The sequence below is a fragment of the Staphylococcus sp. FSL W8-0305 genome (genome assembly GCF_037966415.1).
Lineage (GTDB): Bacteria > Bacillota > Bacilli > Staphylococcales > Staphylococcaceae > Staphylococcus > Staphylococcus aureus.
In genome coordinates, this window is the sequence record NZ_CP150198.1 from 1,225,619 (window position 1) to 1,250,671 (window position 25,053).

At 32.9% G+C, this 25,053-nt stretch carries 20 protein-coding genes; 5 read left to right on the forward strand and 15 right to left on the reverse strand.

Annotated features, from left to right (window positions below):
• Positions 1-2: 2 nt before the first annotated feature.
• From hprK to fakB1, 13 genes are all read right to left on the reverse strand, one after another.
• On the reverse strand, positions 3-935 hold the full coding sequence (gene hprK, locus NST10_RS06070; protein ID WP_000958224.1) for an HPr(Ser) kinase/phosphatase: 933 nt from the start codon (positions 933-935) through the stop codon (positions 3-5).
• A 610-nt stretch (positions 936-1,545) separates the two neighbouring features.
• Positions 1,546-4,392 (reverse strand): excinuclease ABC subunit UvrA, encoded by a 2,847-nt coding sequence (uvrA, locus tag NST10_RS06075; RefSeq protein WP_000662687.1) that lies wholly within the window; start codon positions 4,390-4,392, stop codon positions 1,546-1,548.
• A 7-nt stretch (positions 4,393-4,399) separates the two neighbouring features.
• Complete coding sequence (gene uvrB / locus NST10_RS06080; RefSeq protein WP_000229253.1) at positions 4,400-6,385, reverse strand: excinuclease ABC subunit UvrB; 1,986 nt, start codon at positions 6,383-6,385, stop codon at positions 4,400-4,402.
• Positions 6,386-6,653: 268 nt separating this feature from the next.
• A complete protein-coding gene (locus tag NST10_RS06085; protein WP_000638419.1) occupies positions 6,654-6,890 on the reverse strand; it encodes a CsbA family protein in 237 nt (78 codons plus the stop codon).
• Positions 6,887-7,537, reverse strand: a complete 651-nt coding sequence (locus NST10_RS06090) for a YfbR-like 5'-deoxynucleotidase (RefSeq protein ID WP_000538141.1) — start codon at positions 7,535-7,537, stop codon at positions 6,887-6,889. The genes NST10_RS06085 and NST10_RS06090 overlap by 4 nt, the downstream gene beginning before the upstream one ends.
• A gap of 173 nt (positions 7,538-7,710) precedes the next feature.
• Positions 7,711-8,550 carry a CHAP domain-containing protein gene (locus tag NST10_RS06095; protein WP_000749385.1) on the reverse strand — a complete coding sequence of 280 codons (840 nt, stop codon included), beginning with the start codon at positions 8,548-8,550 and terminating at the stop codon, positions 7,711-7,713.
• A 768-nt stretch (positions 8,551-9,318) separates the two neighbouring features.
• Positions 9,319-10,429 (reverse strand): peptide chain release factor 2 gene (gene prfB / locus NST10_RS06100; RefSeq protein ID WP_098827697.1). Its coding sequence is split into 2 segments (ribosomal slippage): positions 9,319-10,356 and positions 10,358-10,429, totalling 1,110 coding nucleotides; the frame shifts between segments, so codons are not numbered across the junction.
• 174 nt (positions 10,430-10,603) lie between these two features.
• Entirely contained in the window at positions 10,604-10,702 is a 99-nt protein-coding gene (locus NST10_RS06105) for a hypothetical protein (RefSeq protein ID WP_001791369.1), read from the reverse strand.
• A 41-nt stretch (positions 10,703-10,743) separates the two neighbouring features.
• Positions 10,744-13,275 carry a preprotein translocase subunit SecA gene (gene secA, locus NST10_RS06110; protein ID WP_000506536.1) on the reverse strand — a complete coding sequence of 844 codons (2,532 nt, stop codon included), beginning with the start codon at positions 13,273-13,275 and terminating at the stop codon, positions 10,744-10,746.
• A 413-nt stretch (positions 13,276-13,688) separates the two neighbouring features.
• Positions 13,689-14,261, reverse strand: a complete 573-nt coding sequence (raiA, locus tag NST10_RS06115) for a ribosome-associated translation inhibitor RaiA (protein ID WP_000617735.1) — start codon at positions 14,259-14,261, stop codon at positions 13,689-13,691.
• A gap of 60 nt (positions 14,262-14,321) precedes the next feature.
• Positions 14,322-14,996, reverse strand: coding sequence for a ComF family protein (locus NST10_RS06120; RefSeq protein ID WP_001057973.1), 675 nt, complete (start codon positions 14,994-14,996; stop codon positions 14,322-14,324).
• The gene (locus tag NST10_RS06125; protein ID WP_000370984.1) at positions 14,989-16,071 is read right to left on the reverse strand and encodes a DEAD/DEAH box helicase; all 1,083 of its coding nucleotides are present in this window, start codon (positions 16,069-16,071) and stop codon (positions 14,989-14,991) included. Before NST10_RS06125 ends, NST10_RS06120 begins: the two co-directional genes overlap by 8 nt.
• 363 nt (positions 16,072-16,434) lie before the next feature.
• A complete protein-coding gene (gene fakB1, locus NST10_RS06130) occupies positions 16,435-17,301 on the reverse strand; it encodes a fatty acid kinase binding subunit FakB1 (RefSeq protein ID WP_000686342.1) in 867 nt (288 codons plus the stop codon).
• Positions 17,302-17,444: 143 nt separating this feature from the next.
• Here fakB1 and NST10_RS06135 point away from each other — a divergent pair, with 143 nt between their 5' ends.
• Positions 17,445-18,086, forward strand: coding sequence for a YigZ family protein (locus NST10_RS06135; RefSeq protein WP_000192947.1), 642 nt, complete (start codon positions 17,445-17,447; stop codon positions 18,084-18,086).
• A 163-nt stretch (positions 18,087-18,249) separates the two neighbouring features.
• On the opposite strand, the gene NST10_RS06140 is transcribed toward NST10_RS06135, so the two are convergent.
• Positions 18,250-19,305, reverse strand: coding sequence for an MraY family glycosyltransferase (locus NST10_RS06140; RefSeq protein ID WP_000258151.1), 1,056 nt, complete (start codon positions 19,303-19,305; stop codon positions 18,250-18,252).
• Between the two features lie 317 nt (positions 19,306-19,622).
• On the opposite strand from NST10_RS06140, the gene NST10_RS06145 reads away from it, so the two are divergent.
• From NST10_RS06145 to pepT, 4 genes are all read left to right on the forward strand, one after another.
• Positions 19,623-20,693 (forward strand): GGDEF domain-containing protein, encoded by a 1,071-nt coding sequence (locus tag NST10_RS06145; protein ID WP_000460983.1) that lies wholly within the window; start codon positions 19,623-19,625, stop codon positions 20,691-20,693.
• A 195-nt stretch (positions 20,694-20,888) separates the two neighbouring features.
• Positions 20,889-21,650, forward strand: a complete 762-nt coding sequence (locus NST10_RS06150; protein WP_001113406.1) for a threonine/serine exporter ThrE family protein — start codon at positions 20,889-20,891, stop codon at positions 21,648-21,650.
• A 17-nt stretch (positions 21,651-21,667) separates the two neighbouring features.
• Positions 21,668-22,162: a threonine/serine exporter family protein gene (locus NST10_RS06155; RefSeq protein WP_000899891.1), complete on the forward strand. Its 495-nt coding sequence runs from the start codon at positions 21,668-21,670 to the stop codon at positions 22,160-22,162.
• A gap of 13 nt (positions 22,163-22,175) precedes the next feature.
• Positions 22,176-23,402 carry a peptidase T gene (pepT, locus tag NST10_RS06160; RefSeq protein WP_000795812.1) on the forward strand — a complete coding sequence of 409 codons (1,227 nt, stop codon included), beginning with the start codon at positions 22,176-22,178 and terminating at the stop codon, positions 23,400-23,402.
• A 187-nt stretch (positions 23,403-23,589) separates the two neighbouring features.
• Here pepT and NST10_RS06165 read toward each other — a convergent pair whose 3' ends face one another.
• The gene (locus NST10_RS06165) at positions 23,590-24,714 is read right to left on the reverse strand and encodes a glycerate kinase (RefSeq protein WP_000866741.1); all 1,125 of its coding nucleotides are present in this window, start codon (positions 24,712-24,714) and stop codon (positions 23,590-23,592) included.
• Between the last annotated feature and the right edge of the window lie 339 nt (positions 24,715-25,053).

Sequence of the window (25,053 nt, forward strand, 5' to 3'; positions counted from 1 at the left end):
ACCTACTCCTCACTCTTATGACTGTTCTTGATAATTTCTTCATTTAATCTTTCACTAAATTCTTCGGCAGTGTTAATGCCCATGATATTTAATCGATAGTTCATTGCAGCGACCTCAATAATTACCGCAACATTTCTACCAGGTCTTACAGGTATTGTTTTTTTAGTTATTTCAGTATCTAAAATACTTAACGTCTCTTCATTAAGACCTACGCGGTCATATAACTTTTGCTTGTTCCAGTTTTCCAAATTAATATTTAATCTAATTCGTTTTTCAGTTAATATTGAACCCGCGCCAAATAAAGTCATAACATTGATAATACCTAGTCCACGTATTTCTAATAGATGTTCTATTAACTTTGGTGGTTTCCCTATTAGTTCATCTTTATTAATTTGACGTATTTCTACATTATCATCTGCTACTAATCTATGCCCACGCTTCACTAATTCTAACGCAGTCTCACTTTTACCTATTCCTGAATCACCGGTAATTAGTACACCAACACCGTAAACATCTACTAAAACTCCATGTAAAGATGTCGTCTTTGCAAGTGCATGCTCTAAAAACGTCGTTAAGCGACTCATTAAACTTGTAGTGGCATCTTTAGCAACTATAAGTGGCGTATTTAATTCTTTTGCAGCTTCAACTAATTCTTCTGGTGGCTGCAATCCACGTGTCACAATAATTGCAGGCGTTTCTGGTCTGCATAGTTTACGCATACGACCTGCGCGATCCTTATCTGGTAATAAATTGTAAAACGATAGTTCCGTTGTTCCTAATAGTTGTATTCTATCTGACGCATAATGTGAAAAATAACCTGCCATCTCTAAGCCCGGTCTTGATATATCAGCATTTTTAATTGGCTTCGATAGCCCTTCTTCACCAGCGATTAAATCTAACTTTAATGTTTCAACTAGTTTTTCTGTCGTTAACATGGGTTCACCTCAATTGTATTTATCCCTACTCTTACATCTCTTCTTATCATATCAAAAATATAACACCAATCTACATTGAAAAGCTAAAATAAATATTAATTGTTCATTATTGTTATTATTTTACAAGTCAATATCAATCATTAATTTATTGCTTGCTTAATTTACATGTTTCATATCGCCATAAAAGTCCGAGCCATAAATCAATGACCTAAGCTCTAAAATGATAAATTCGAATTAGTTGGCGGGGCCCCAACACAGAGAAATTGGATTCTCAATTTCGACAGACAATGCAAGTTGGGGCGGGCCCCCAACATAAAGAGATACTTTTTCTTTAGAAATTAGTATTTCTTATGCATGAGTTGCACTCATGCATTCCTATTTTTAAGTACACAATAGCTGTGGCTAATGACAAAGAACCACTACATAATAAATCATTAGTGATTCTTTATCATTTCTGTCCCGCTCCCAGTTTCGATTTATGTTTAGCTACTCTAGATTGACCTTATCTTAACATAATTCTTTTTACGCATCTTTTCTTTCTACTATTCATTACTAAATTAATAAAAAGAAGTGAAGGATAAATTTACAACATCCTTCACTTCTTTTAATCTTATTTATCTTCAGTATTTTGTTTATCTCGTTCAAGTACTTCTTTTAAATACTTTCCTGTATATGATGACTTTGTCTGAGCAATATCTTCGGGTGTTCCAGTCGCAACAATAGTACCACCGCCACTACCACCTTCAGGACCTAAGTCTATAATATAGTCTGCTGTTTTGATAACATCTAGGTTATGTTCAATAATTACAACAGTGTCACCATTTTCAACTAATCGGTTTAATACTTTTAATAATCTACTAATATCGTCAACATGTAACCCTGTTGTCGGTTCGTCTAGGATATAAATAGATTTACCAGTTGAACGTTTATGAAGTTCAGATGCAAGTTTCACACGTTGAGCCTCACCACCTGATAATGTTGTAGCTTGTTGACCTAATGTGACGTATCCAAGACCAACATCAACTAGTGTTTGTAGCTTGCGCTTAATCTTAGGAATATTTTCAAAAAATTGTGTTGCTTCTTCAACAGTCATTTCTAAAATGTCAGCAATATTTTTACCTTTGTAAGTAACCTCTAGTGTCTCGCGATTATATCGTTTACCATCACACACTTCACAAGGAACATAAACATCAGGTAAAAAATGCATTTCAATTTTAATAATACCGTCACCTTTACAAGCTTCACAGCGTCCACCTTTTACATTAAAACTAAAACGACCTTTTTGATATCCTCGAATTTTAGCTTCATTTGTTTGCGCAAACACATCACGTATATCATCAAACACGCCAGTATATGTTGCTGGATTAGAGCGTGGCGTTCTACCTATCGGTGATTGATCAATATCAATAATTTTATCAAGTTGATCAATACCTTCAATTTTATCGTACAATCCTGGCTTTACTTTAGATTTATTGATTTTTTGAGCTAATGATTTGTATAATACTTCATTTACTAATGAGCTTTTACCAGAACCTGATACACCTGTAACGACCGTCATGATTGAAAGTGGTATGTCCACATCAACCCCTTTAAGGTTGTTACTTCTAGCTCCACGTATAGAAATTTTACGATCTGAAGCCGGTCTGCGATATTCAGGTACTTCAATACGTTTCTTACCACTCAAGTATTGTCCTGTTAAAGATTTTTTATCTTTCATTACCTTTTGAGGTGTACCACTAGACACAATCTGTCCTCCATGCTCACCAGCACCAGGCCCTATGTCCACTAAGTAATCAGCCGCACGCATTGTATCATCATCGTGTTCAACTACAATTAAAGTATTTCCTAAATCTCTCATTTCTTTAAGTGTATTAATTAATCGATCATTATCTCTTTGATGCAGTCCAATTGATGGCTCATCTAATACATATAAGACACCAGTCAAACGCGACCCAATTTGCGTTGCCAATCGAATACGTTGTGCTTCACCACCTGAAAGTGTACCTGAAGCTCTGTTTAGCGTTAAATATTCAAGTCCCACATTATTTAAAAAAGTGAGTCGGGAAATAATTTCTTTCAATATTTGATTTGCAATCGCTTGATCTTGTTCTGACAAATTAATGTTTTTATAATAGTTCAGCGCTTGACTAATTGAGTATTCGACTACTTCACCAATATTTAAACCACCTACATAAACAGATAACGCTTCACGACTCAATCGCTTTCCATGACAAGTTTCGCAAGGTAGTTCAGTCATATATTTACTCATCATTTCACGTGTATATTCTGAAGGAGATTCATGGAATCGTCTACTTATATTAGGAACTACACCCTCGAAAACCATTGTTCGTTTTCTAGTACCACCCTGACGTTGTGTAAATGTAAATTCAATTTCTTTGTCACCCGAACCATACAATAAAATATCACGTTGACGTTCTGTTAACTTTTTAAAAGGTTTATCCATATTGATTTTATAAACTTCACAAACACGTTTTAACAATGTTGGATAAAAATCAGAACTCGTCGGTATCCATGGTTCTATTGCACCTTCGTTTAGCGTCTTATCTTTGTCGGGAACAACCAAGTCTACATCGACTGTTAACTTTTGACCTAAGCCATCACATGTTGGACAAGCACCAAAAGGACTGTTAAAGCTAAACATTCTTGGTTCTAATTCTCCGATTGAAAATCCACATATAGGACAAGCGTGGCTTTCTGAAAACTTAAGGTCTTCCCCGTCAATGACATCGACTGTTAATTGTCCTTCTGAAAGCTCTAACGCAGTTTCTATAGAGTCAGCTAGTCGTGTTTCAATTCCATCTTTAACAACTAATCGGTCTACAACAACTTCTATTGTATGATTCTTGTTCTTATCTAATGTAGGTACATCATTTACATCAACAATTTCGCCATCGATTCTTAAACGTACATAACCTTTTTTACCAATATCTTCGATTAGCTTTTCATGACTACCTTTACGATGAGCGATGACAGGTGCTAATAATTGAATCTTTGTACGTGCCTCTAATTCCATAATGCGGTCAACCATTTGTTGTACTGTTTGCGATTCAATTTCTATATTGTGATTTGGACAGTAAGGTTTACCAACACGTGCATATAACAAACGTATATAATCATATATTTCTGTTACTGTTGCAACAGTTGACCTTGGATTTTTACTTGTTGTTTTTTGATCTATTGAAATTGCTGGCGATAATCCTTCAATAGTATCAACATCTGGTTTGTCCATTTGCCCTAAAAATTGACGCGCATAGGCACTTAATGATTCAACATAACGTCGTTGTCCTTCAGCATATATAGTATCGAATGCTAATGACGATTTACCTGACCCAGATAATCCTGTCATAACAATTAATTTATTTTTAGGTAGTTCGATATCAATATCTTTCAAGTTATGCGCACGAGCACCTTTTACTACTATGGATGGTTCTTTCATTTACTTGTCACCCTTCTGCTTTTAATTCAAATAACATATCTCTTAATTCTGTAGCTTTCTCGAAATCTAAATCTTTCGCTGCTTGTTTCATTTCTTTTTCTATATTGTCGATTGTCTTTTGACGTTCTTTTTTCGTCATCTTCTTAGGTATCACAGTTTGTGCTTTGTCATTATTTTCGTCATTTTCAACAGTAGCACTAATTAAATCATGTATTTTTTTATTAATTGTTTTAGGTGTAATACCATGTTTTTCATTATGTTTCATCTGTATTTCTCGACGACGTTGTGTCTCATCAATTGCATACTTCATCGAATCAGTCATTTTATCGGCATACATAATGACTTCACCTTTATCGTTACGCGCAGCTCTACCTATTGTTTGAATTAATGAGCGGTTAGAACGTAAAAATCCTTCTTTATCTGCATCTAATATGACAACTAGAGAAACTTCTGGTATATCAATACCCTCTCTTAATAAATTAATACCTACGATAACATCATATGTACCCATTCGTAAGTCTCTAATTATTTCGATTCGTTCTAATGTCTTGATTTCTGAATGCAGATAATTAACTTTAATACCCGCTTCTTTCATGTATGTGGTTAAATCTTCACTCATCTTTTTAGTGAGCGTTGTAACAAGTACGCGTTCATTACGCTCAACCCTTGTTTGAATTTCACTTAATAAATCGTCAATTTGATTTTCAGTAGGTCTAACCTCAATCTTAGGATCCAGTAAACCAGTAGGACGAATAATTTGTTCAACCATCTTATCCGTATGTTCAATTTCGTATGGTCCAGGCGTTGCAGATACATACACAAGTTGTTTTGTCTTTTCTTCAAATTCTTCAAATTTAAGAGGACGGTTATCTAATGCACTCGGTAATCTAAATCCATGATCCACCAAAACTTGTTTACGCGCTCTGTCTCCGTTATACATGCCTCGAACTTGCGGTAATGTCACATGTGATTCATCAATCATTACTAACCAATCATCGCCAAAGTAATCCAATAAAGTATATGGTGTCGAACCCAGTGGTCGCAAAGTTAAATGTACGGAATAGTTTTCAATTCCTGAACAGAATCCCATCTCTCGCATCATTTCTAAATCATAGTTGGTACGCTGTTCTAACCTTTGCGCTTCTAGTAATTTATTCTCATCTCGTAATTCTTTCAATCGTTCTTCCAATTCTTTTTCAATACGTTCAATCGCAACTTTCAACTTTTCTTCACGTGTTACGAAGTGAGAAGCTGGGAATATCGCAAAATGTTCTCTTTCTTTCAACACTTCACCAGTTAGGTAGTTAACTTCTCGAATACGGTCAATCTCATCGCCGAAAAACTCAACCCTTATACAAAGTTCTTCTTTAGAGGCTGGGAATATTTCAACAACATCACCACGCACTCGAAACGTTCCTCGTTGGAAATCGATGTCATTTCGTGTATATTGCACATCTACAAGTTTTCTAAGTAATTCACTTCTATCCATTTCCATACCAACTCGAACACTTACTACTAAATCTTTATATTCTTCAGGATTACCTAAACCATATATACAACTTACACTAGCAATAATAATTACATCATCGCGTTCAAATAATGCACTTGTAGCAGAATGTCGTAGTTGATCAATTTCATCATTGATTGAGGCATCTTTTTCAATAAAAGTGTCAGTAGACGGTACGTATGCCTCAGGTTGATAATAATCATAGTAACTTACAAAGTATTCCACCCTGTTTTCAGGAAAAAATTCTTTAAACTCACTATATAATTGTCCTGCTAATGTTTTGTTATGCGCGATAATTAACGTTGGCTTCCCAACTTCTTTAATAACATTACTCATCGTAAATGTTTTCCCTGTGCCAGTTGCACCTAATAAAGTTTGATGTCTTTTCCCCGCTTTAATACCTTCCACGATTTCCTTAATTGCTTGCGGTTGGTCACCTTGAGGCTCAAAATCAGAATGTATTTTAAAAGGATAATGTTCAACCATAGTCACATATGCCTCCTCTTTCAACGTATTATTTATATTTCCGCTCAACTCTTCGCTTTCTCATTACATATTTTAGCAAAGTAGTCACACAAAAAGCAAACGTTTGTTCGTAAAAATGTCGAACAAAGAAAAACAAACATAGTTGTGCTAACTATGCTTGCCTTAAATCAAATCGTTTATCTTGTTATTTTTAGTATGTAAATACACATTATATTAATCATCATTTTGTTTCAACAAATTTGTTTGAAACATTATTTTAAAGTTAATCTTAGCGATCTTCATCTTGATGTTTATGAAATTCGAGTTGATCTATAATTAAATAACCAGCTAATAATGACACCACATCAATAAAAATAATCCACTCGTTATGGAAATACTCTTTATAGATTGAGGCACCAATTAAAATTAATGTCAGAATAGTACCGACCCATTTACTTCTTGTTATTACACTAAACAATACTACCAAGACACATGGAAAGAATGCTGCGCTAAAATACCATATCATTCATTTTCCTCTTTTCTTTTATTTAAAATGTTCATAGTTGTTTCTCTTAATTCTGTTCTAGGTATAAAGTTTTCAGTCAACATTTCTGGAATGATATTATTAATAAAATCTTGTACAGATGCTAAATGGTCAAATTGAATAATTGTTTCTAGACTCATTTCATAAATTTCGAAAAATAATTCTTCGGGATTACGTTTTTGTATTTCTCCAAATGTTTCATAAAGCAAATCAATTTTATCAGCAACTGAAAGTATTTGGCCTTCTAATGAATCATCTTTACCTTCTTGCAGTCGTTGCTTATAAACATCTCTATATTGTAATGGAATTTCTTCTTCAATAAAGGTCTCTACCATTTCTTCTTCAACTTGCGAAAATAATTTTTTTAATTCACTACTCGCATATTTAACAGGTGTTTTTATATCACCAGTAAACACTTCAGCGAAATCATGATTTAATGCTTTTTCATATAAGCTTTTCCAATTAATCTTTCGTCCATGATATTCTTCAACCGTTGCTAGATATTGAGCAATTTTAGTTACTTTAAAGGAGTGCGCTGCAACATTGTGTTCAAAATATTTAAATTTTCCAGGTAATCTTATAAGTCTTTCCATATCTGATAATCTTTTAAAATATTGATGTACACCCATCTCAATTACCTCCTCCATTAATTAATCATAAATTATACTTTCTTTTTACATATCATTCAATTAAATATCATTTAAATATCTTCTTTATATAAGTCTGATTAGATGATACCAAAAAATCCTCTCAACCTGTTACTTAAACAGGTTAAGAGGATAGTCTTGTCTTGATATGTTACTTAGTGGATGTAATTATATTTTCCTGGATTTAAAATTGTTCTTGAAGATTTAACATTAAATCCAGCATAGTTCATTTCCGAAACAGTAATTGTTCCATTAGGATTTACAGATTCAACAACACCAACATGTCCATATGGTCCAGCAGCTGTTTGGAAAATAGCGCCAACTTCTGGTGTTTTATCTACTTTAAATCCTGCAACTTTTGCTGCGTAATTCCAGTTATTTGCATTGCCCCATAAACTTCCTATACTTCTACCTAATTGTGCACGACGATCGAAAGCATAATATGTGCAGTTTCCATAAGCATATAAGTTTCCTCTGTTAGCAACTGATTTATTGTAGTTATGTGCAACAGGTACAGTTGGTACTGATTTTTGTACTTGAGCAGGTTTGTATGCTACATTAACTGTCTTAGCTACTGTTTGCTTAGGTGCTTGCTTAACTACTACTTTTTTAGACGCTTGTTGTACAGGTTGTTGTACTACCTTTTTAGCTTGGCTTGCTTTTCTTACTGGTGATTTAACCGTTTTAGTTTGTTTCACTTTATTTTGAGGCACAAGTGAAATCACGTCACCAGGAAAAATTAAAGGTGTTACACCAGGATTGTATGAATATAATTGATTCAACGTTAAGTGATGCTCTAAAGCAATCTTATATAATGAATCGCCAGCAACTACTGTATAAGTTGTCGGTGATTGCGTTTGTGCTTGAACATTTGATACATAATTATGTTGAACAGGTGTTTTTACTTGTGTGCCATGTTGTTGTGCATGTGCTGCATTATTTAAAGCTAAAAAAGCTAACACTGACGAAACCGTCACTGTAAGAGATTTTTTCATCTTGCTGTCATTCCTTTGCTGTTAGTATTTTAAGTATGCAAATACTATAGCACAATACATTTTGTCAAAAGCTATTGTTATAACGATGTAATCAAATGGTTAACAATATAAAAAAGAATGCAAACTACCTACTCGGTGTAAAATGTATTCACTGCAAATGATTGACAACGTTTTCAACATTTAATTCAATACATTGAAATTCGTTGAAGGTAATATTACTTAATGCACAGTACATAGATTTGTTTAACAAACGAAACTTTTATAAAGGATAATATTTCGTCAAAAACCACCGAATTGTACTTAAATATTCATAAACAAATCATATTCCAAAATCTAATTTACAATTTATTTAGCTACCTTTAAAAAAACCAAAGAGCCTGAGACATAAATCAATGTTCAATGCTCTACAAAGTTATATTGGCAGTAGTTGACTGAACGAAAATGCGCTTGTAACAAGCTTTTTTCAATTCTAGTCAGGGGCCCCAACAAAGAGAATTTCGAAAAGAAATTCTACAGGCAATGCAAGTTGGGGTGTGGGCCCCAACAAAGAGAAATTGGATTCCCAATTTCTACAGACAATGCAAGTTGGGGTGGGACGACGATAAAGAAATACTTTTTCTATAGAAATTAGTATTTCTTATGCATGAGTTTTACTCATGTATTCCTATTTTTAAGTACACATTAGCTGTGGCTAATGTGTAAGAACCACTACATAATAAATCATTAGTGGCTCTTTATCATTTCTGTCCCACTCCCTTAAAATATATATTAATCGTGCGACATTGTCTGTCTTAAATATGATTCGATAAATGGTCCAATGTCTCCATCCATCACTGCATCAACCTTACCTGTTTCTTCGTTCGTACGATGATCTTTCACCATTGAGTATGGATGGAAAACATATGATCTAATTTGGCTTCCCCATCCGATTTCTTTTTGTTCGCCACGAATTTCAGCCATTTCACGTGCCTGCTCTTCCAATTTTAATTGATATAATTTAGACTTTAACATTTTCATAGCTGCTTCACGGTTTTTAATTTGAGAACGTTCATTTTGGTTATTAACAACTATACCTGAGGGGTGATGGGTAATTCGTATTGCCGATTCAGTTTTGTTAATATGCTGACCACCTGCACCAGAAGCTCTGAATGTATCAACTGTAATATCATCCGGATTGATTTCAATCTCTATTTCATCATTATTAAAATCTGGAATCACGTCACATGATGCAAATGATGTATGACGACGTCCTGATGAATCAAATGGAGAAATTCGTACTAGTCGGTGTACACCTTTTTCAGCTTTTAAATAACCATAAGCATTATGCCCTTTGATGAGCAATGTTACACTTTTAATCCCTGCTTCATCTCCAGGTAAATAATCAACAGTTTCAACTTTAAAACCTTTCTTCTCACAATAACGTTGATACATTCTAAATAGCATATTAGCCCAATCTTGAGATTCCGTGCCACCTGCACCAGGATGTAACTCTAGAATTGCGTTATTGGCATCGTGAGGTCCATCTAATAATAATTGCAATTCGTATTCATCCACTTTAGCCTTAAAATTAATGACCTCTTGCTCTAAGTCTTCTTTCATTTCTCCATCAAATTCTTCTTGTAATAAATCCCAAGTAGCATCCATGTCATCTACTTCTGCTTGTAGTGTTTTATAACCATTAACTATTGCTTTTAACGCATTATTTTTATCTATAATATCTTGCGCTTTTGTTTGGTTATCCCAAAAATTAGGTTCTGCCATCATTTCTTCATATTCTTGAATATTAGTTTCTTTGTTCTCTAAGTCAAAGAGACCCCCTAATTTGTGTTAAATCTTGATTATACTTATCTATATTTCGTTTGATTTCTGATAATTCCATAGCCTTCGCTCCTATTTATAATTCAATTCAAGTCATTGATTTATATCTTTTATAATGCTAAATTTTAACATAATTTTGTTAAATAACAATGTTAAGAAATATAAGCCCACTGACAATTAGTTTATACTTTTATTGTTAAAAAACAGTACATTTATCATAGACATATGCTTAAACCTATTTTTTTAAACTAAGTACATAACAACGTTTAACAACTTCTTCACATTTTTTAAAGTATTTAACGCTTGTAAAATAAAAAGACTCCTCCCATAACACAAACTATAGGTGTTTAATTGGAAGGAGTTATTTTATATCATTTATTTTCCATGGCAATTTTTGAATTTTTTACCACTACCACATGGACAATCATCGTTACGACCAACTTGATCGCCTTTAACGATTGGTTTCGGTTTCACTTTTTCTTTACCATCTTCAGCTGAAACGTGCTTCGCTTCACCAAACTCAGTTGTTTTTTCACGTTCAATATTATCTTCAACTTGTACTACAGATTTTAAAATGAATTTACAAGTATCTTCTTCGATATTTTGCATCATGATATCAAATAATTCATGACCTTCATTTTGATAGTCTCGTAATGGATTTTGTTGTGCATAAGAACGTAAGTGAATACCTTGACGTAATTGATCCATTGTGTCGATATGATCAGTCCAATGGCTATCAATAGAACGAAGTAAAATCATACGCTCAAACTCATTCATTTGTTCTTCTAAGATATCTTTTTGACTTTGATATGCTGCTTCAATCTTAGCCCAAACGACTTCGAAAATATCTTCAGCATCTTTACCTTTGATATCATCCTCTGTAATGTCACCTTCTTGTAAGAAAATGTCATTAATGTAGTCGATGAATGGTTGATATTCAGGCTCGTCATCTGCTGTATTTATATAGTAATTGATACTACGTTGTAACGTTGAACGTAGCATTGCATCTACAACTTGAGAGCTGTCTTCTTCATCAATAATACTATTTCTTTCGTTATAGATAATTTCACGTTGTTTACGTAATACTTCATCGTACTCTAAGATACGTTTACGCGCGTCGAAGTTATTACCTTCTACACGTTTTTGTGCTGATTCTACAGCTCTTGATACCATTTTTGATTCAATTGGTGTAGAGTCATCTAAACCTAGTCGGCTCATCATTTTCTGTAAACGTTCAGAACCAAAACGAATCATTAATTCATCTTGTAATGATAAATAGAAGCGACTATCCCCTTTATCACCTTGACGTCCAGAACGACCACGTAACTGGTCATCAATACGACGAGATTCATGTCGTTCTGTACCTATTACCGCTAAACCGCCTAATTCCTCTACGCCTTCACCTAATTTAATATCTGTACCACGACCAGCCATGTTAGTGGCAATAGTAACGGCACCTTTTTGTCCAGCGCCTGCAACAATTTCAGCTTCACGTTCATGATTTTTCGCATTTAACACATCATGACGGATACCGCGTTTTTTAAGTAAATTTGAAATATATTCTGAAGTCTCAACTGCAACAGTACCTAATAGCACTGGTTGCCCTGCCTTGTGTTTTTCTACAACATCTTCTACTACTGCATCAAATTTACCTTTTTGGCTAATGTAAATTAAATCAGACTTATCGTTACGTTGCACAGGTTTATTTGTCGGAATTTGAGTTACTGTCATGTTATAAATATTTCTAAATTCTTCTTCTTCAGTTTTAGCTGTACCTGTCATACCCGCAAGTTTATTGTACATTCTGAAATAGTTTTGGAATGTAATAGACGCCATAGTTTTAGATTCATTTTGAATTTGAACGCCTTCCTTCGCTTCAATAGCTTGGTGTAAACCTTCCGAGAAACGACGTCCTGGCATTGTACGTCCTGTAAATTGATCGACAATTAATACTTCGCCATCAACAACCATATAGTCTACATCACGTTGTAATGTAACGTGCGCACGTAAAGCTGTGTTGATATGACTAATAACATCAACATTTTGTACATCATATAAGTTTTCAACTTTGAACATACGTTCAGCTTTATCCGCACCTTGTTCTGTTAAATGTACTGATTTTGTTTTTTCATCATATTTATAATCTTCGTCCTGTTTTAACATTTTTGCAAAAACATTTGCTTGTGTATAAAGTGACGTTGACTTTTCAGCTTCACCAGAAATAATTAATGGCGTACGTGCCTCATCAATTAAAATTGAGTCAACTTCATCAATGATTGCGAAATGTAATGGACGCATTACTCTATCTTCAGAATAATTCACCATGTTATCTCTTAAATAGTCAAAACCTAACTCATTGTTAGTACTGTAAGTAATGTCTTGCGCATATGCTTCACGTTTTTCTTCAGTCGTCTTACTGTTTAAGTTTAATCCGACAGTCAAACCTAAGAAGTTATATAACTCAGCCATTTCTTCACTTTGAACACTTGATAAGTATTCATTGACTGTAATAACGTGAACACCTCTACCAGCTAATGCATTTAAGTATGTTGGCATTGTCGCTGTTAACGTTTTACCTTCACCTGTTCTCATCTCAGCGATATCACCTTTATGAATTGCAATACCACCCATAATTTGAACTTTATATGGTGTCATATTGAATACACGTTTAGAGCCTTCCCTAACAAGTGCATATGCTTCTGGTAAAATTTTATCTAAATAATCATTTTGCTTTTTGACATTATCAATGTCAGCTAATTCTGTTTGGAATTGTTTCGTTTTATTACGAATTTCTTCATCAGTTAAAATTGCCGTTTTTTCTTCTAAAGCGATTACTTTATCAGCAAGTTTACCTAACTGTTTAATTTCTTTATTATTGCCATCAAGAATTTTTGATAAAAATCCCATTTCGTTCGCTCCTTTAGCTAAAAAACTGTTTGGCCTACAACAATATATCTTATCATTTATAGTTAGAAAATTATACTTATTTACTCATTTGTAGAATCAATATAAATATATTTATGACATACTTCATTCACATTCTGTTGTCAACAAGTTTATCACTAATAAATATATTCTCAAAACGCAATTATACTTCTTAATAAATTATATTATAAATATTTTACGATTTTCGACTCGGACTATACAATAGACTGACATACTATTATTAACTTAACATTCAAATATATACATCCATTAACATTAGCATAGTCACTATGTTTCATTCAACAAATTACATTATCGAACTATGAAATTGTTAGAAATTGCTTTTAGAGTATAAAAAAGCACTTGTGCAAAAACACAAGTGCTTTAAACTTAATTTATTGTTCACTAGTTTGAATCAAGCCATATTTACCGTCTTTACGGCGGTAAACGATACTTGTTCCATCAGTTTCTCTGTCTGTGAATACAAAGAAGTCATGACCTAATAGATTCATTTGTAATACCGCTTCTTCTGAATCCATTGGTTTTAAGCTGAATTCTTTTGAACGAATAATTTCTATCTCGTTATCATCGTAAGCGTCATTATCAACTTGTGTTTCTTGCATTTCTTGTAATTCGGCAACAAACACTTCTTGATCTCCTCGATCACGGCTCTTACGATTAATACGTGTTTTATATTTTCGAACTTGTCTTTCAAGTTTATTATTAATTAAATCAATACCTGCGTATAAATCATCGTTTCGCTCTTCAGCTCTTAACGTAACATTTTTCAATGGAATTGTTACTTCAATTTTAGTAGCTGAATTTGAATAAGTTTTAACTTTAACATGCGCCACTGCATTTGGTACGTCATTAAAATAACGTTCCAACTTACCAATTTTTTCCTCAATATAGTTGCGAATAGCATCTGTGATAGTGAGGTTATCTCCATGAATTTCAAATCTAATCATAGTAATCTCTCCTTAAACCTCTTTATTGGTAACTCTTTATTATATTTTAACATTTTTACGCTATCGTGCAAACGCAAACACTTTGAATTTTCTGATATTTTTAGCATATAATTTACACCCTGCACGATGAATTGTTAATCCAGTTGTATAAATATCGTCAACGAGTAATATTTCCTTACCATTTAAATCTAATTCCGTATCAATAATAAATGGATTTTCATCTGCCAGACGCTCTTTCTTAGTTAAATGAGACTGTTTTGGTCTATTTGACATCTTTAAAATCTTATCAAAGCGAATCCCTTTTGCTTTTAGTACTGCTTCTACCGGGTTAAATGTTCTAGATAAATCATGTGCCGGCGAAGAAGGAATTGGCACAATATAGTCATAAGATGTTTGTGGTATTTCAATCAAATGTGCCAATAATTCACATAAATAATAGTCTTTCGAAAATTTATACTGATGTATCATCTCTTTCATTAAACCGTCATATTGAAATTGACAATATAATTGTTCCATTAAATTAAAGTGTGCCGATAGAAACTTGCAGTCTAAACAATACGCTTCATTTTGATCTAAGTATTTTAAGCACCTTGAACATCGCCTTGCTTTAATATCAAGTTTAATATTGTCCCAATTCTCTTTGCATCTGTCACATAATCTATTAGGTTTCTTGAACAAATTATAAATGGTTATATTTTCATATAACTTAGCACCACAACTCAAACAATTATTCATCAATCCAACCTCTTTTTAATGCTAATTTGTTCATCTTTTGAATCTCTTTTTTAGCTTGAATCATATTCATACTTACACCTTCATGAAAAAACAATACTTTTCCAGTAGGACATTCTAATTTTCGTCCAACACGTCCAGCAATTTGTATTAAAGCCTCTTGAGTATATTGATGTGCATCGATAACAACAACATCTAAATTTGCCATTGTAAATCCACGTTCTAATATTGTCGTAGTAAAAATGACATCGTATTGTCCATTCCTTAATTGTTCAACTTTTTCAAAGCGAAAAACATCCTCGCTATGGACATATGTTAATTTAGTAATTTTCTGCTTATAAATCGAAAATGTTTTAATCATTGTTTCTATATTGTTAAAAAACACCAGTGTATAACGTTGATTATTAATTTGATCTTGTAAAATTCGATATAACATTTTCTGAATCTTATTATTGTTAAGTTTGAAATAGCGATATTTAGGAACTGGAAGTGATTTTTTATGAAAGCGAGCTGGCAATTTAATTATATTTTCGAGGGGAATCTCTGACAGAAGTTGTTTCGGTGGTGTTGCTGTCATATAAATCGTTGCATGTTCAACTTTAGAAGATGACTTCAATGCTTGTTGTAAACTTTTATCCATTGATAAAGGAAAGGCGTCGACTTCATCAATAAAAATAGTATCAAAGTGCTGTTTGAATCGGTAAAGTTGATGCACTGTGCATACAACAAAATGCCCTTCAAATTGTTGACTTGATTGCTGGTGTAGTATGTCTATATCTTCATTAAGAAATGCGTCTTTAATACGTTTACTAATTTCTACAACAACATCTACACGTGGTGACACAATAGCTATATTATCTCCCTGTCGTCTTGCATATTGAATGCCTTGAAACATCATTTCTGTCTTACCTGCACCTGTTACTGCATATAACAAAATCGTTTGTCTCATTCTAATGGCTCGAACAATATGTTCTGAGGCATAAGACTGTTGTTCCGATAATTCAAATGAGAGATGATAATATGCTTGTGATGAACTTTGCGAACTTTCTGTTATTTTATATCTTGTTACATTATCCATTCGACCCAGTGATATACAATTTCTGCAATATACAATTTTCTTGGAATGTACTGAGGAATCATACTGATAAAAATGCTTTGGATTTGTACTTTCACATTGAACACAATAATAGTTTGACTTTTGTTTGATGACACCTGTTACTTCTTTATTAATTTTTTCATTAGTAAGTGAAGTATGAGGATGAATTAATTTCCCGTAATGTTTAATGCTTAAAACCTCATTTCAACGTAAAAAAGAGTCTAATATTATAATGATTTTCTTATATCTTTAGCATTTTGACATTCAAATGATGAACATTTAAAGCCATGTATACGAGAGATAATTTCCAATTACAATATAGACTCTTTTATTAAAATTTTATAATTATGTTAATCTTATTTTTCTGCCAACATAGCCTAAACCTAATCCACCTGAACCTAAATGTGCTGCAACAACTGGACCAAACTCAGAGTATGCTACTTGATAAGCTGAAGGACAATCATCTTGTAACTTTTTGTATAACGCTTGTCCATCTTCGAAATGGTCTCCATTTATGACAAATAAAGTTACTTCTTCAAAGTCTTTTACAATATCTAATACTTTCTTTTCTAATGTTTGAATGGCACGCTTTTTAGTACGAACTTTTTCTTCTGGTATAATCTTGCCATCTTCAAACTTAAGAACTGGCTTCATTTTCAATAATGTTCCAACCCATGCTTGAGCACCAGTAATTCGACCACTTTTTTGTAAATTCTTTAAGTCATCAACAATTAAATATGCACCTGTGTGTTCACGCATATTAGTTAAATCATCAATAATTTGCTGTGGTTCGTATCCTTCTTCAACCATTTCAATAGCACGTAATACATAACATCCTTCAATCATTGCTGCAAGCTTACTATCAAATGCATGTACATTAACACCTTCAACCATTTCCCCTGCTTGATAACTAGATTGATAACTTCCACTAATTCCACTTGATAAGCAAATGACAATGATATCTGTGTAACCTTGATCTCTTAACATTTCATATTTAGTAATCCATTCGCCAATTGCTGGTTGGCTTGTTGTTGGAATCGTTTGAGACGATGCCATTTTATTATAAAATTCTTCAATTGCTATTTCATTACTTTCTGTAAAGTTCTTCCCATCATCAAAAGTCACACTTAATGGCGCTATTTGAATATTATATTTATCGATTAAGTCCTGCGACAGATAACTTGTAGAATCGGTCATCACAGCAATTTTCATAGTCGTCCTCCTAAAATATACTCATAGCAATGATACAATATTTCAGTTAAAAAGAAAATGGCAATCAAACGATTTATAGTCATATCATTTTCAGTGTATAATGAAGATTAAATAATCTTAAGCTTATGAATTAAGGAGTTATTATGACACAAAATATCATTACTGTTAAAAAAGAACACATTATTGAAAATGTGATTAGTAAATCAAGATTCATTGCTCATATCAAACCTGTTCAAAATGAAGATGAAGCTAAAGCATTTATTGCTGCAATAAAAAAAGAACATAAAGATGCCACTCATAATTGTTCTGCATATACTATTGGACCTGAAATGAATATTCAAAAAGCGAATGATGATGGTGAACCGACAGGAACTGCCGGTGTCCCAATGTTAGACATATTAAAAAAGCTCGATGTTCATAATGCGTGTGTCGTAGTAACAAGATATTTTGGTGGTATTAAATTAGGTGGTGGCGGTTTAATTCGCGCCTATAGCGGTGCTGTCAGAGACGTCATTTATGATATCGGACGTGTCGAACTACGAGAAGCAGTACCATGTATAGTAACACTGAATTATGATCAAACTGGTAAATTTGAATATGAATTAGCCTCAACTCATTTTATGTTAAGAAACCAAACTTACACTGATAAGGTAAGCTACTATATCGATGTCGTTAAAAGTGACTATGAAGCGTTTATTAATTTTTTAAATCAAATGACTGCTGGAAATTTCGATTTGACTGAAGAAACTCCAAAGCAGTTACCTTTCGATATACCAACTGAATAAAAATAAAAAGCACTAGCTTAGGATGGCTAACTCTAATTGCGTATTGTTACTTTGCAATTTGGAAAGCACGTTCCATGCTAGTGTTTTTTGTGAGTATGCCTTCTTTATAACAACATAAAAGTACAGACATCATTTTTTATTTTATTACTTACCGTTTTAAAATCTATTCCTCTTTATGAGATGACTTACGACTAATTAAATTTAATATTGGTCGGTAGTTGTTATCTATTAATCCTGTAAATTCAACAATTAATTCAATACTAAATATGATTAATACAAACATTAATACAACACCTAATGGTGGCGATACATACAAGATAATGCTCGAAAGACTAAATAAAATAGAAATTGAATAGATTAATAATACCGTTTGTCTATGTGTGTAGCCTAAAGCTAATAACTTATGATGCAAATGCGATTTATCAGCTTGCATTATATGCTGCCCTTTTTTCACACGTCGAATCATTGCGAACAAGGTATCAATGAATGGAACTGCTAAGATAACAATTGGGAAGAACAATGCAATAATTGTAATATTTTTGAATCCGAGTAAAGAAAGGAATCCGATGATAAATCCAATCATTAAAGCGCCACTATCACCTAAAAATATTTTGGCAGGATGGAAATTGTAAAATAAAAACCCAATTAAAGAGCCTAATAAAACACAACAAATCATCGTTATGAAAATATTAGCTTGTAAAATTGCAATGAATCCTATTGTAATGAGTCCGATTGCAGAAACACCCGATGCCAAACCATCGAGTCCATCAATTAAGTTAATTGCATTTGTAATAGCAACAATCCAAATCACAGTAATTGGAATACTAAGAAATCCAAAATGAATAGTTGTACCCATTGGCAACGAAATAAAATCAATAGTCACACCATAAAAAGCAACTACTAAGGCAGCAGCAATTTGACCAGCCAATTTTATATACGGTTTCAAATCGTAGATATCATCTACAAGCCCAAGTACGTACATAATAATCGCACCAATAATAAGTGGTTTGATTTCTGTTTCAATAGGATGACCAATCCAAATACCTATTAAAAATGAAAAGAGAATCACCGTACCACCCATAACTGAAATAGGTTTAGTGTGTACTTTTCTAAAATTTGGTTTATCAACTAAATTTAATCTTTTCGATATTGCAATAACAATTGGTGTTATCGTCAAACTGACAATCATTGTTACTGCAACTAGTAATAATGTAACCATTTATTCACCTTCATCGATATTAATTGTTTTTAACGTTATATTTATTTAATATTGTCTTTATAGAATGATATATCTATTTTCTACGTATATCTTATAGCTTTATTATAAATTAATTCGCTCAATCAATGATATCATATTTACAACTATACGATTCATTTCTTATATATCGCCTATTATTCATTTTTTCATCATATCATTTAAGGCAACATTTTAACATCAAAGTCTATATCATACATTAATTTTATATGTAAACTAATGACAAATTGTAAGTTTTCACTTACAATAGCTAGTGGTCAATTAAAGGAGTCGATTCAGACATGTTCGAAGCATTTATATACAATATATCTGTTATAGTCGCTGGAATCTATTTATTCCATCGCTTACAGTATTCAGAAAACAAACGTATGGTTTTTTCTAAGGCATATGTCACTGTATTAATGACAATCGTATCATTATTATTATCTGTCTACCCTATCCCTTATCGTGAAGATTATTTAATTCACTTAACATTCGTTCCTTTATTGTTTTTAGGTAGATTTACAAATATGGTCTATACATTATCTGCCACAGTAATTGTAGCAATTGTTGAAATTGTAGTATTTAACAACTCGATTATGTACGGTGTTACGTTGATTGTTATTGCCGCAGTAACAAGTGCTATTGGACCATTTTTAAAACAAAATGATGTGCTATCATTGTTAATACTTAATGTTGTTACAATAATCATTTTATTTGGTGTCGCATTAGTGAGTCCTATTTACACACTATCGGAAGTTATCATTTTAATACCAATTTCATTAATTATCACTTTAGCTTCAGCGATAACATTTGTCGATATTTGGCATTTCTTCTCACTCGTAAATCGTTATGAAAACGAAGATAAATATGATTACTTAACAGGCTTAGGTAATGTAAAAGAATTTGATAGACATTTAAATGAAATTTCACGAAAAGCTGAAAAAGAACATCAAAGTATCGCATTATTATTAATCGATATCGATGGATTTAAAGATGTCAATGATACCTACTCACACAAATCAGGTGATGCTGTATTAAAACAAATGTCTCAATTACTTAAAAACTATGTGCCGAATCAATTTAAAATTTTTAGAAATGGTGGCGAAGAGTTCTCAGTTGTCATTCACAACTATTCACTTGATCAAAGTGTTAAATTAGCTGAAAATATTCGTTCGGGTGTTGAAAAATCATCATTCCATTTACCAAACAAAGAAGTTATTAAATTGTCAGTGTCTATCGGTGTTGGTTATTTAACAGATGACGATCCAAAATCACAGCGTAAAGTGTTTAAAGATGCAGACGATATGGTGCATGTAGCCAAAAATCAAGGCCGAAATAAAGTAATGTTTAACCCTATCATCAATCTATAACAACGACAAAACTGTTAATCCTTTGCTATTATTAAATCATAGTATAATAGCAAAGATTAACAGTTTTTCTTATTTAAATTTGAACCATACAAGTTCATCATACTAACACAAAGTCTCACTATTGAAAGTTGCAACAACAAGTTGTAAACTTCAATTGTTCAAATAAATAACACATATCATTGGAGGTGAATTGATATGCCAGATTCAATCACAATTATAGATGAAAACAAAGTGATTGATGTTGTATTAATTGCAGGTAGAATTTTACTTGAATCAGGTGCTGAAACATATCGAGTTGAAGATACAATGAACCGTATCGCACATAGTTATGGTCTTCATAATACATATAGTTTTGTCAGTTCAACTGCAATTATTTTTTCATTAAATGATCGTACAAGTACAAGATTAATTCGTGTACAAGAGCGTACAACAGATTTAGAGAAAATCGCTTTAACGAATAGTCTTTCACGTAAAATATCAAATAAAGAACTCACAATTGATGAAGCTAAATCTGAATTTATTCATTTACAGCATGCATCATTACAATATTCTTTTTTAACGAATTTCTTTGCAGCTGCCATTGCATGTGGCTTCTTCCTGTTCATGTTTGGTGGTGTCGCATCAGATTGTTGGATTGCAGTCATTGCTGGTGGATCCGCATTTTTAACATTCAGCTTTGTGCAACGCTATATACAAATTAAATTTTTCTCAGAGTTTGTTGCAGCCGCTGTGGTCATATCCATTGCAGCCACATTTACTAAATTAGGTATTGCAACCAATCAAGATATCATTACTATAGCCAGTGTCATGCCACTTGTCCCTGGTATATTAATTACCAATGCCATTCGAGATTTATTAGCGGGTGAATTACTTGCAGGTATGTCTCGTGGTGTTGAAGCTGCATTAACAGCATTCGCAATCGGTGCTGGTGTCGCAATCGTTTTATTAATCATTTAAGGAAGGACTGTTAAAGCATGCTATTTTATTTATTTCATTTTACAATCAGCTTTATATCAACAGTACTTTTCTCTATCATTTTCAATGCACCCAAACGTCTCTTAGTAGCATGTGGATTTGTAGGTGCCATTGCATGGACGATTTACCAATTAACGGTAGATTTAGAGTTTGGAAAAGTTGGCGCTTCATTTTTGGGAAGCTTAATTTTAGGCTTAATGAGTCATACTATGAGTCGCAGTTATAAACGACCGGTAATTATATTCATAGTGCCAGGCATTATACCATTAGTACCTGGTGGTGCAGCTTATCAAGCGACTCGTTTTTTAGTATCGAATGATTATACAAGTGCTGTAAATACATTTTTAGAAGTTACACTGATTTCAGGTGCGATTGCTTTCGGTATATTAGTTTCTGAAATTCTATATTACCTGTACACACGTATCAAACAACTGTATGGTAAAATCAAAGGTAAGACATATAAAAAATCTTACAACATGAATAATAGAGTTTAAGGGGTCGAATATAATGAAGAACCAATTGATAGATAGATTAACAAGATATACGACAATTGATACGCAATCTGATCCAAAATCTACAACAACACCTTCAACTGAAAAGCAATGGGATTTGTTACATTTATTAGAAAAAGAATTACAACAATTAGGATTGCCAACTGATTTAGATGAAAATGGCTACTTATTTGCTACATTAGAAAGTAACATCGATGCCGACGTCCCAACTGTTGGTTTTTTGGCTCATGTTGATACATCACCTGATTTCAATGCTTCAAATGTTAAACCGCAAATTATTGAAAACTATGATGGCAAGCCATACAAACTAGGCAATACTAAACGTGTCTTAGATCCTAAAGTATTTCCAGAACTTAACAGTTTAGTTGGTCATACATTAATGGTAACTGATGGTACATCGTTACTAGGTGCAGACGATAAAGCGGGTATTGTGGAAATTATGGAAGCTATTTGTTATTTACAAGAACATCCAGAAATTAAACATGGTACCATTCGCATTGGATTTACACCAGACGAAGAAATCGGTCGTGGTCCACATAAATTTGATGTTGACCGCTTCAATGCTGATTTTGCTTATACTATGGATGGTAGTCAATATGGAGAATTACAATATGAAAGCTTTAACGCTGCTGAAGCGGTTATTACATGCCACGGTGTGAATGTTCATCCTGGTTCAGCTAAAAATGCAATGGTAAACGCAATACGTTTAGGTGAACAATTCGATAGTTTGCTACCTGATAGTGAAGTTCCGGAGCGAACAGAAGGATATGAAGGCTTTTACCACTTAATGAACTTTGAAGGAACTGTTGAAAAAGCAACTTTGCAATACATTATTCGTGATCATGATAAAAAACAATTCGAATTGCGTAAGAAACGTATTTTAGAAATACGTGACGATATCAATGCCCATTTTGAAAATTATCCAGTTAAAGTTGATATATCGGATCAATATTTCAATATGGCAGAAAAAATATTACCATTGCCTCATATTATTGATATACCTAAACGTGTCTTTGCTAAATTAGATATTCCAGCAAACACTGAACCTATTCGTGGTGGTACAGATGGTTCACAATTGTCATTTATGGGATTACCAACTCCAAACATCTTTACAGGTTGCGGTAACTTCCACGGCCCATATGAATATGCATCCATTGATGTCATGGAAAAAGCAGTACAAGTAATCATTGGAATTGTAGAAGATATCGCTGAAAATAACTAAAAACAAACGATTATATACTAGTTCAACTCAGGCTTAATTAATATAAAAAATCACGCTAACATTCAGTGCAATGATAGCGTGATTTTTCATATTTTTTACGTATACTTTCGATCTTCTAATTCGTTTTGCTAACCATCATAAATGTTATTAACCATCATGACAGCATCACCAATTTAGTCCTTCTTTACTAAACCTCAACATTAAAATGTGTTTTCAACAGTTTTAAAGACTGAACAGTATAATGCCTAATTTGTAATCCCATTTTAAAGTCGGTATAACTTTCCGGCATATCGATAAATGTATTAAACATTGCTGTAACCCCTTGTGATTCAAATAAATCAAACTTTTCAGCAGTTGCACAAATTGCAATGGCAACCTTTTGATGTTTATGACAAAGTTCTGCAATACGCAATGTTGTCGTTTCTAGCAACTGATCATTTTCATTTAATCCTTCTCCAAAAATAATTAAATCCGCTTGTTCAACTAAATTTTCTAAATGTGTTAGTTGGTCTACTAATGCATGACTGGTTAATATTTCAGCTTGATACAGTCCATTCAAGACTGCTGCAATTCCACCACCAGCACCACCACGTTCAACTGGACCAATTGCAATTTTCAATTCACTTTTAAATAACTCACTAAAATACCAAATTAAATTATCGATTTCTGCTGCTTGATTATGGTTCAACTGATGCGCATCATAAGTTTGCATGATTTCACTTTGCTTACCATATAATCGACTTGAAAAATCCGACATTACTTGAATTCTTGCTGTTTCCATTTTAGGGTGTAAGTTCGACATATCCATACGACGAATATATTTAATTACACCAGCACCTTGTCTCATATCTACGACACGCCCTTCGTCATCATAGAATTGAGCACCTAATGCTTGTAACATACCTGCACCAGCATCAAAACTATCAATCCCACCTAATGAAATTACAACATGTTTTGCGTCGTTATCTAATGCATGTTTAATCATTTCTCCTAAACCATAACTTGTTCGTTCAACAATTGGTTTTTTACCTTTTAAAAATAAATTCCCCTCGATAACGGTCATCCCTGTATCAGTTTGTCCGTAAACACCTTCAACTTCATTCATATCTGCATCATGTACTGGTATACGATACTTTTGCCCAGATTGCCATAAAAATACAGAATCTAATAATTCATGTCTTCCATTAAACAATGGTACTTGAACTACATCTGCAGTTTCAATTTGGCTTGCAACTGCCTCTTCAACATATCTATTAGCTTGATAACTCGAAATAATTCCATGAAACTCATCCATGGCTACTAATACTTTCATAACCTTGACCACCTTACTTTATTATTTGTTGTGATACGTTTTTTATTCATAAAAGATTAATCTTAAATTTTAGATTTTATCTCGTGATTATATGCGAACATTTAACATGACATGATTATTAATTATTCCAGCAAATAACAGTATACTTCTTATGGTTTAGCATGTATTTCCTATTAAACTAACTTACAAATCATGTTAAAATTTTCTTATTGGATTCGTCGTTTTCCAAAATATTTTCAATAAAAATACTCGAATACATTATACATATGTTTGTAAAAAAGTACTAACTTAACTGCTTCTAAAGGTTACATAAAATAAAAGGTCAGAACATCATTATAG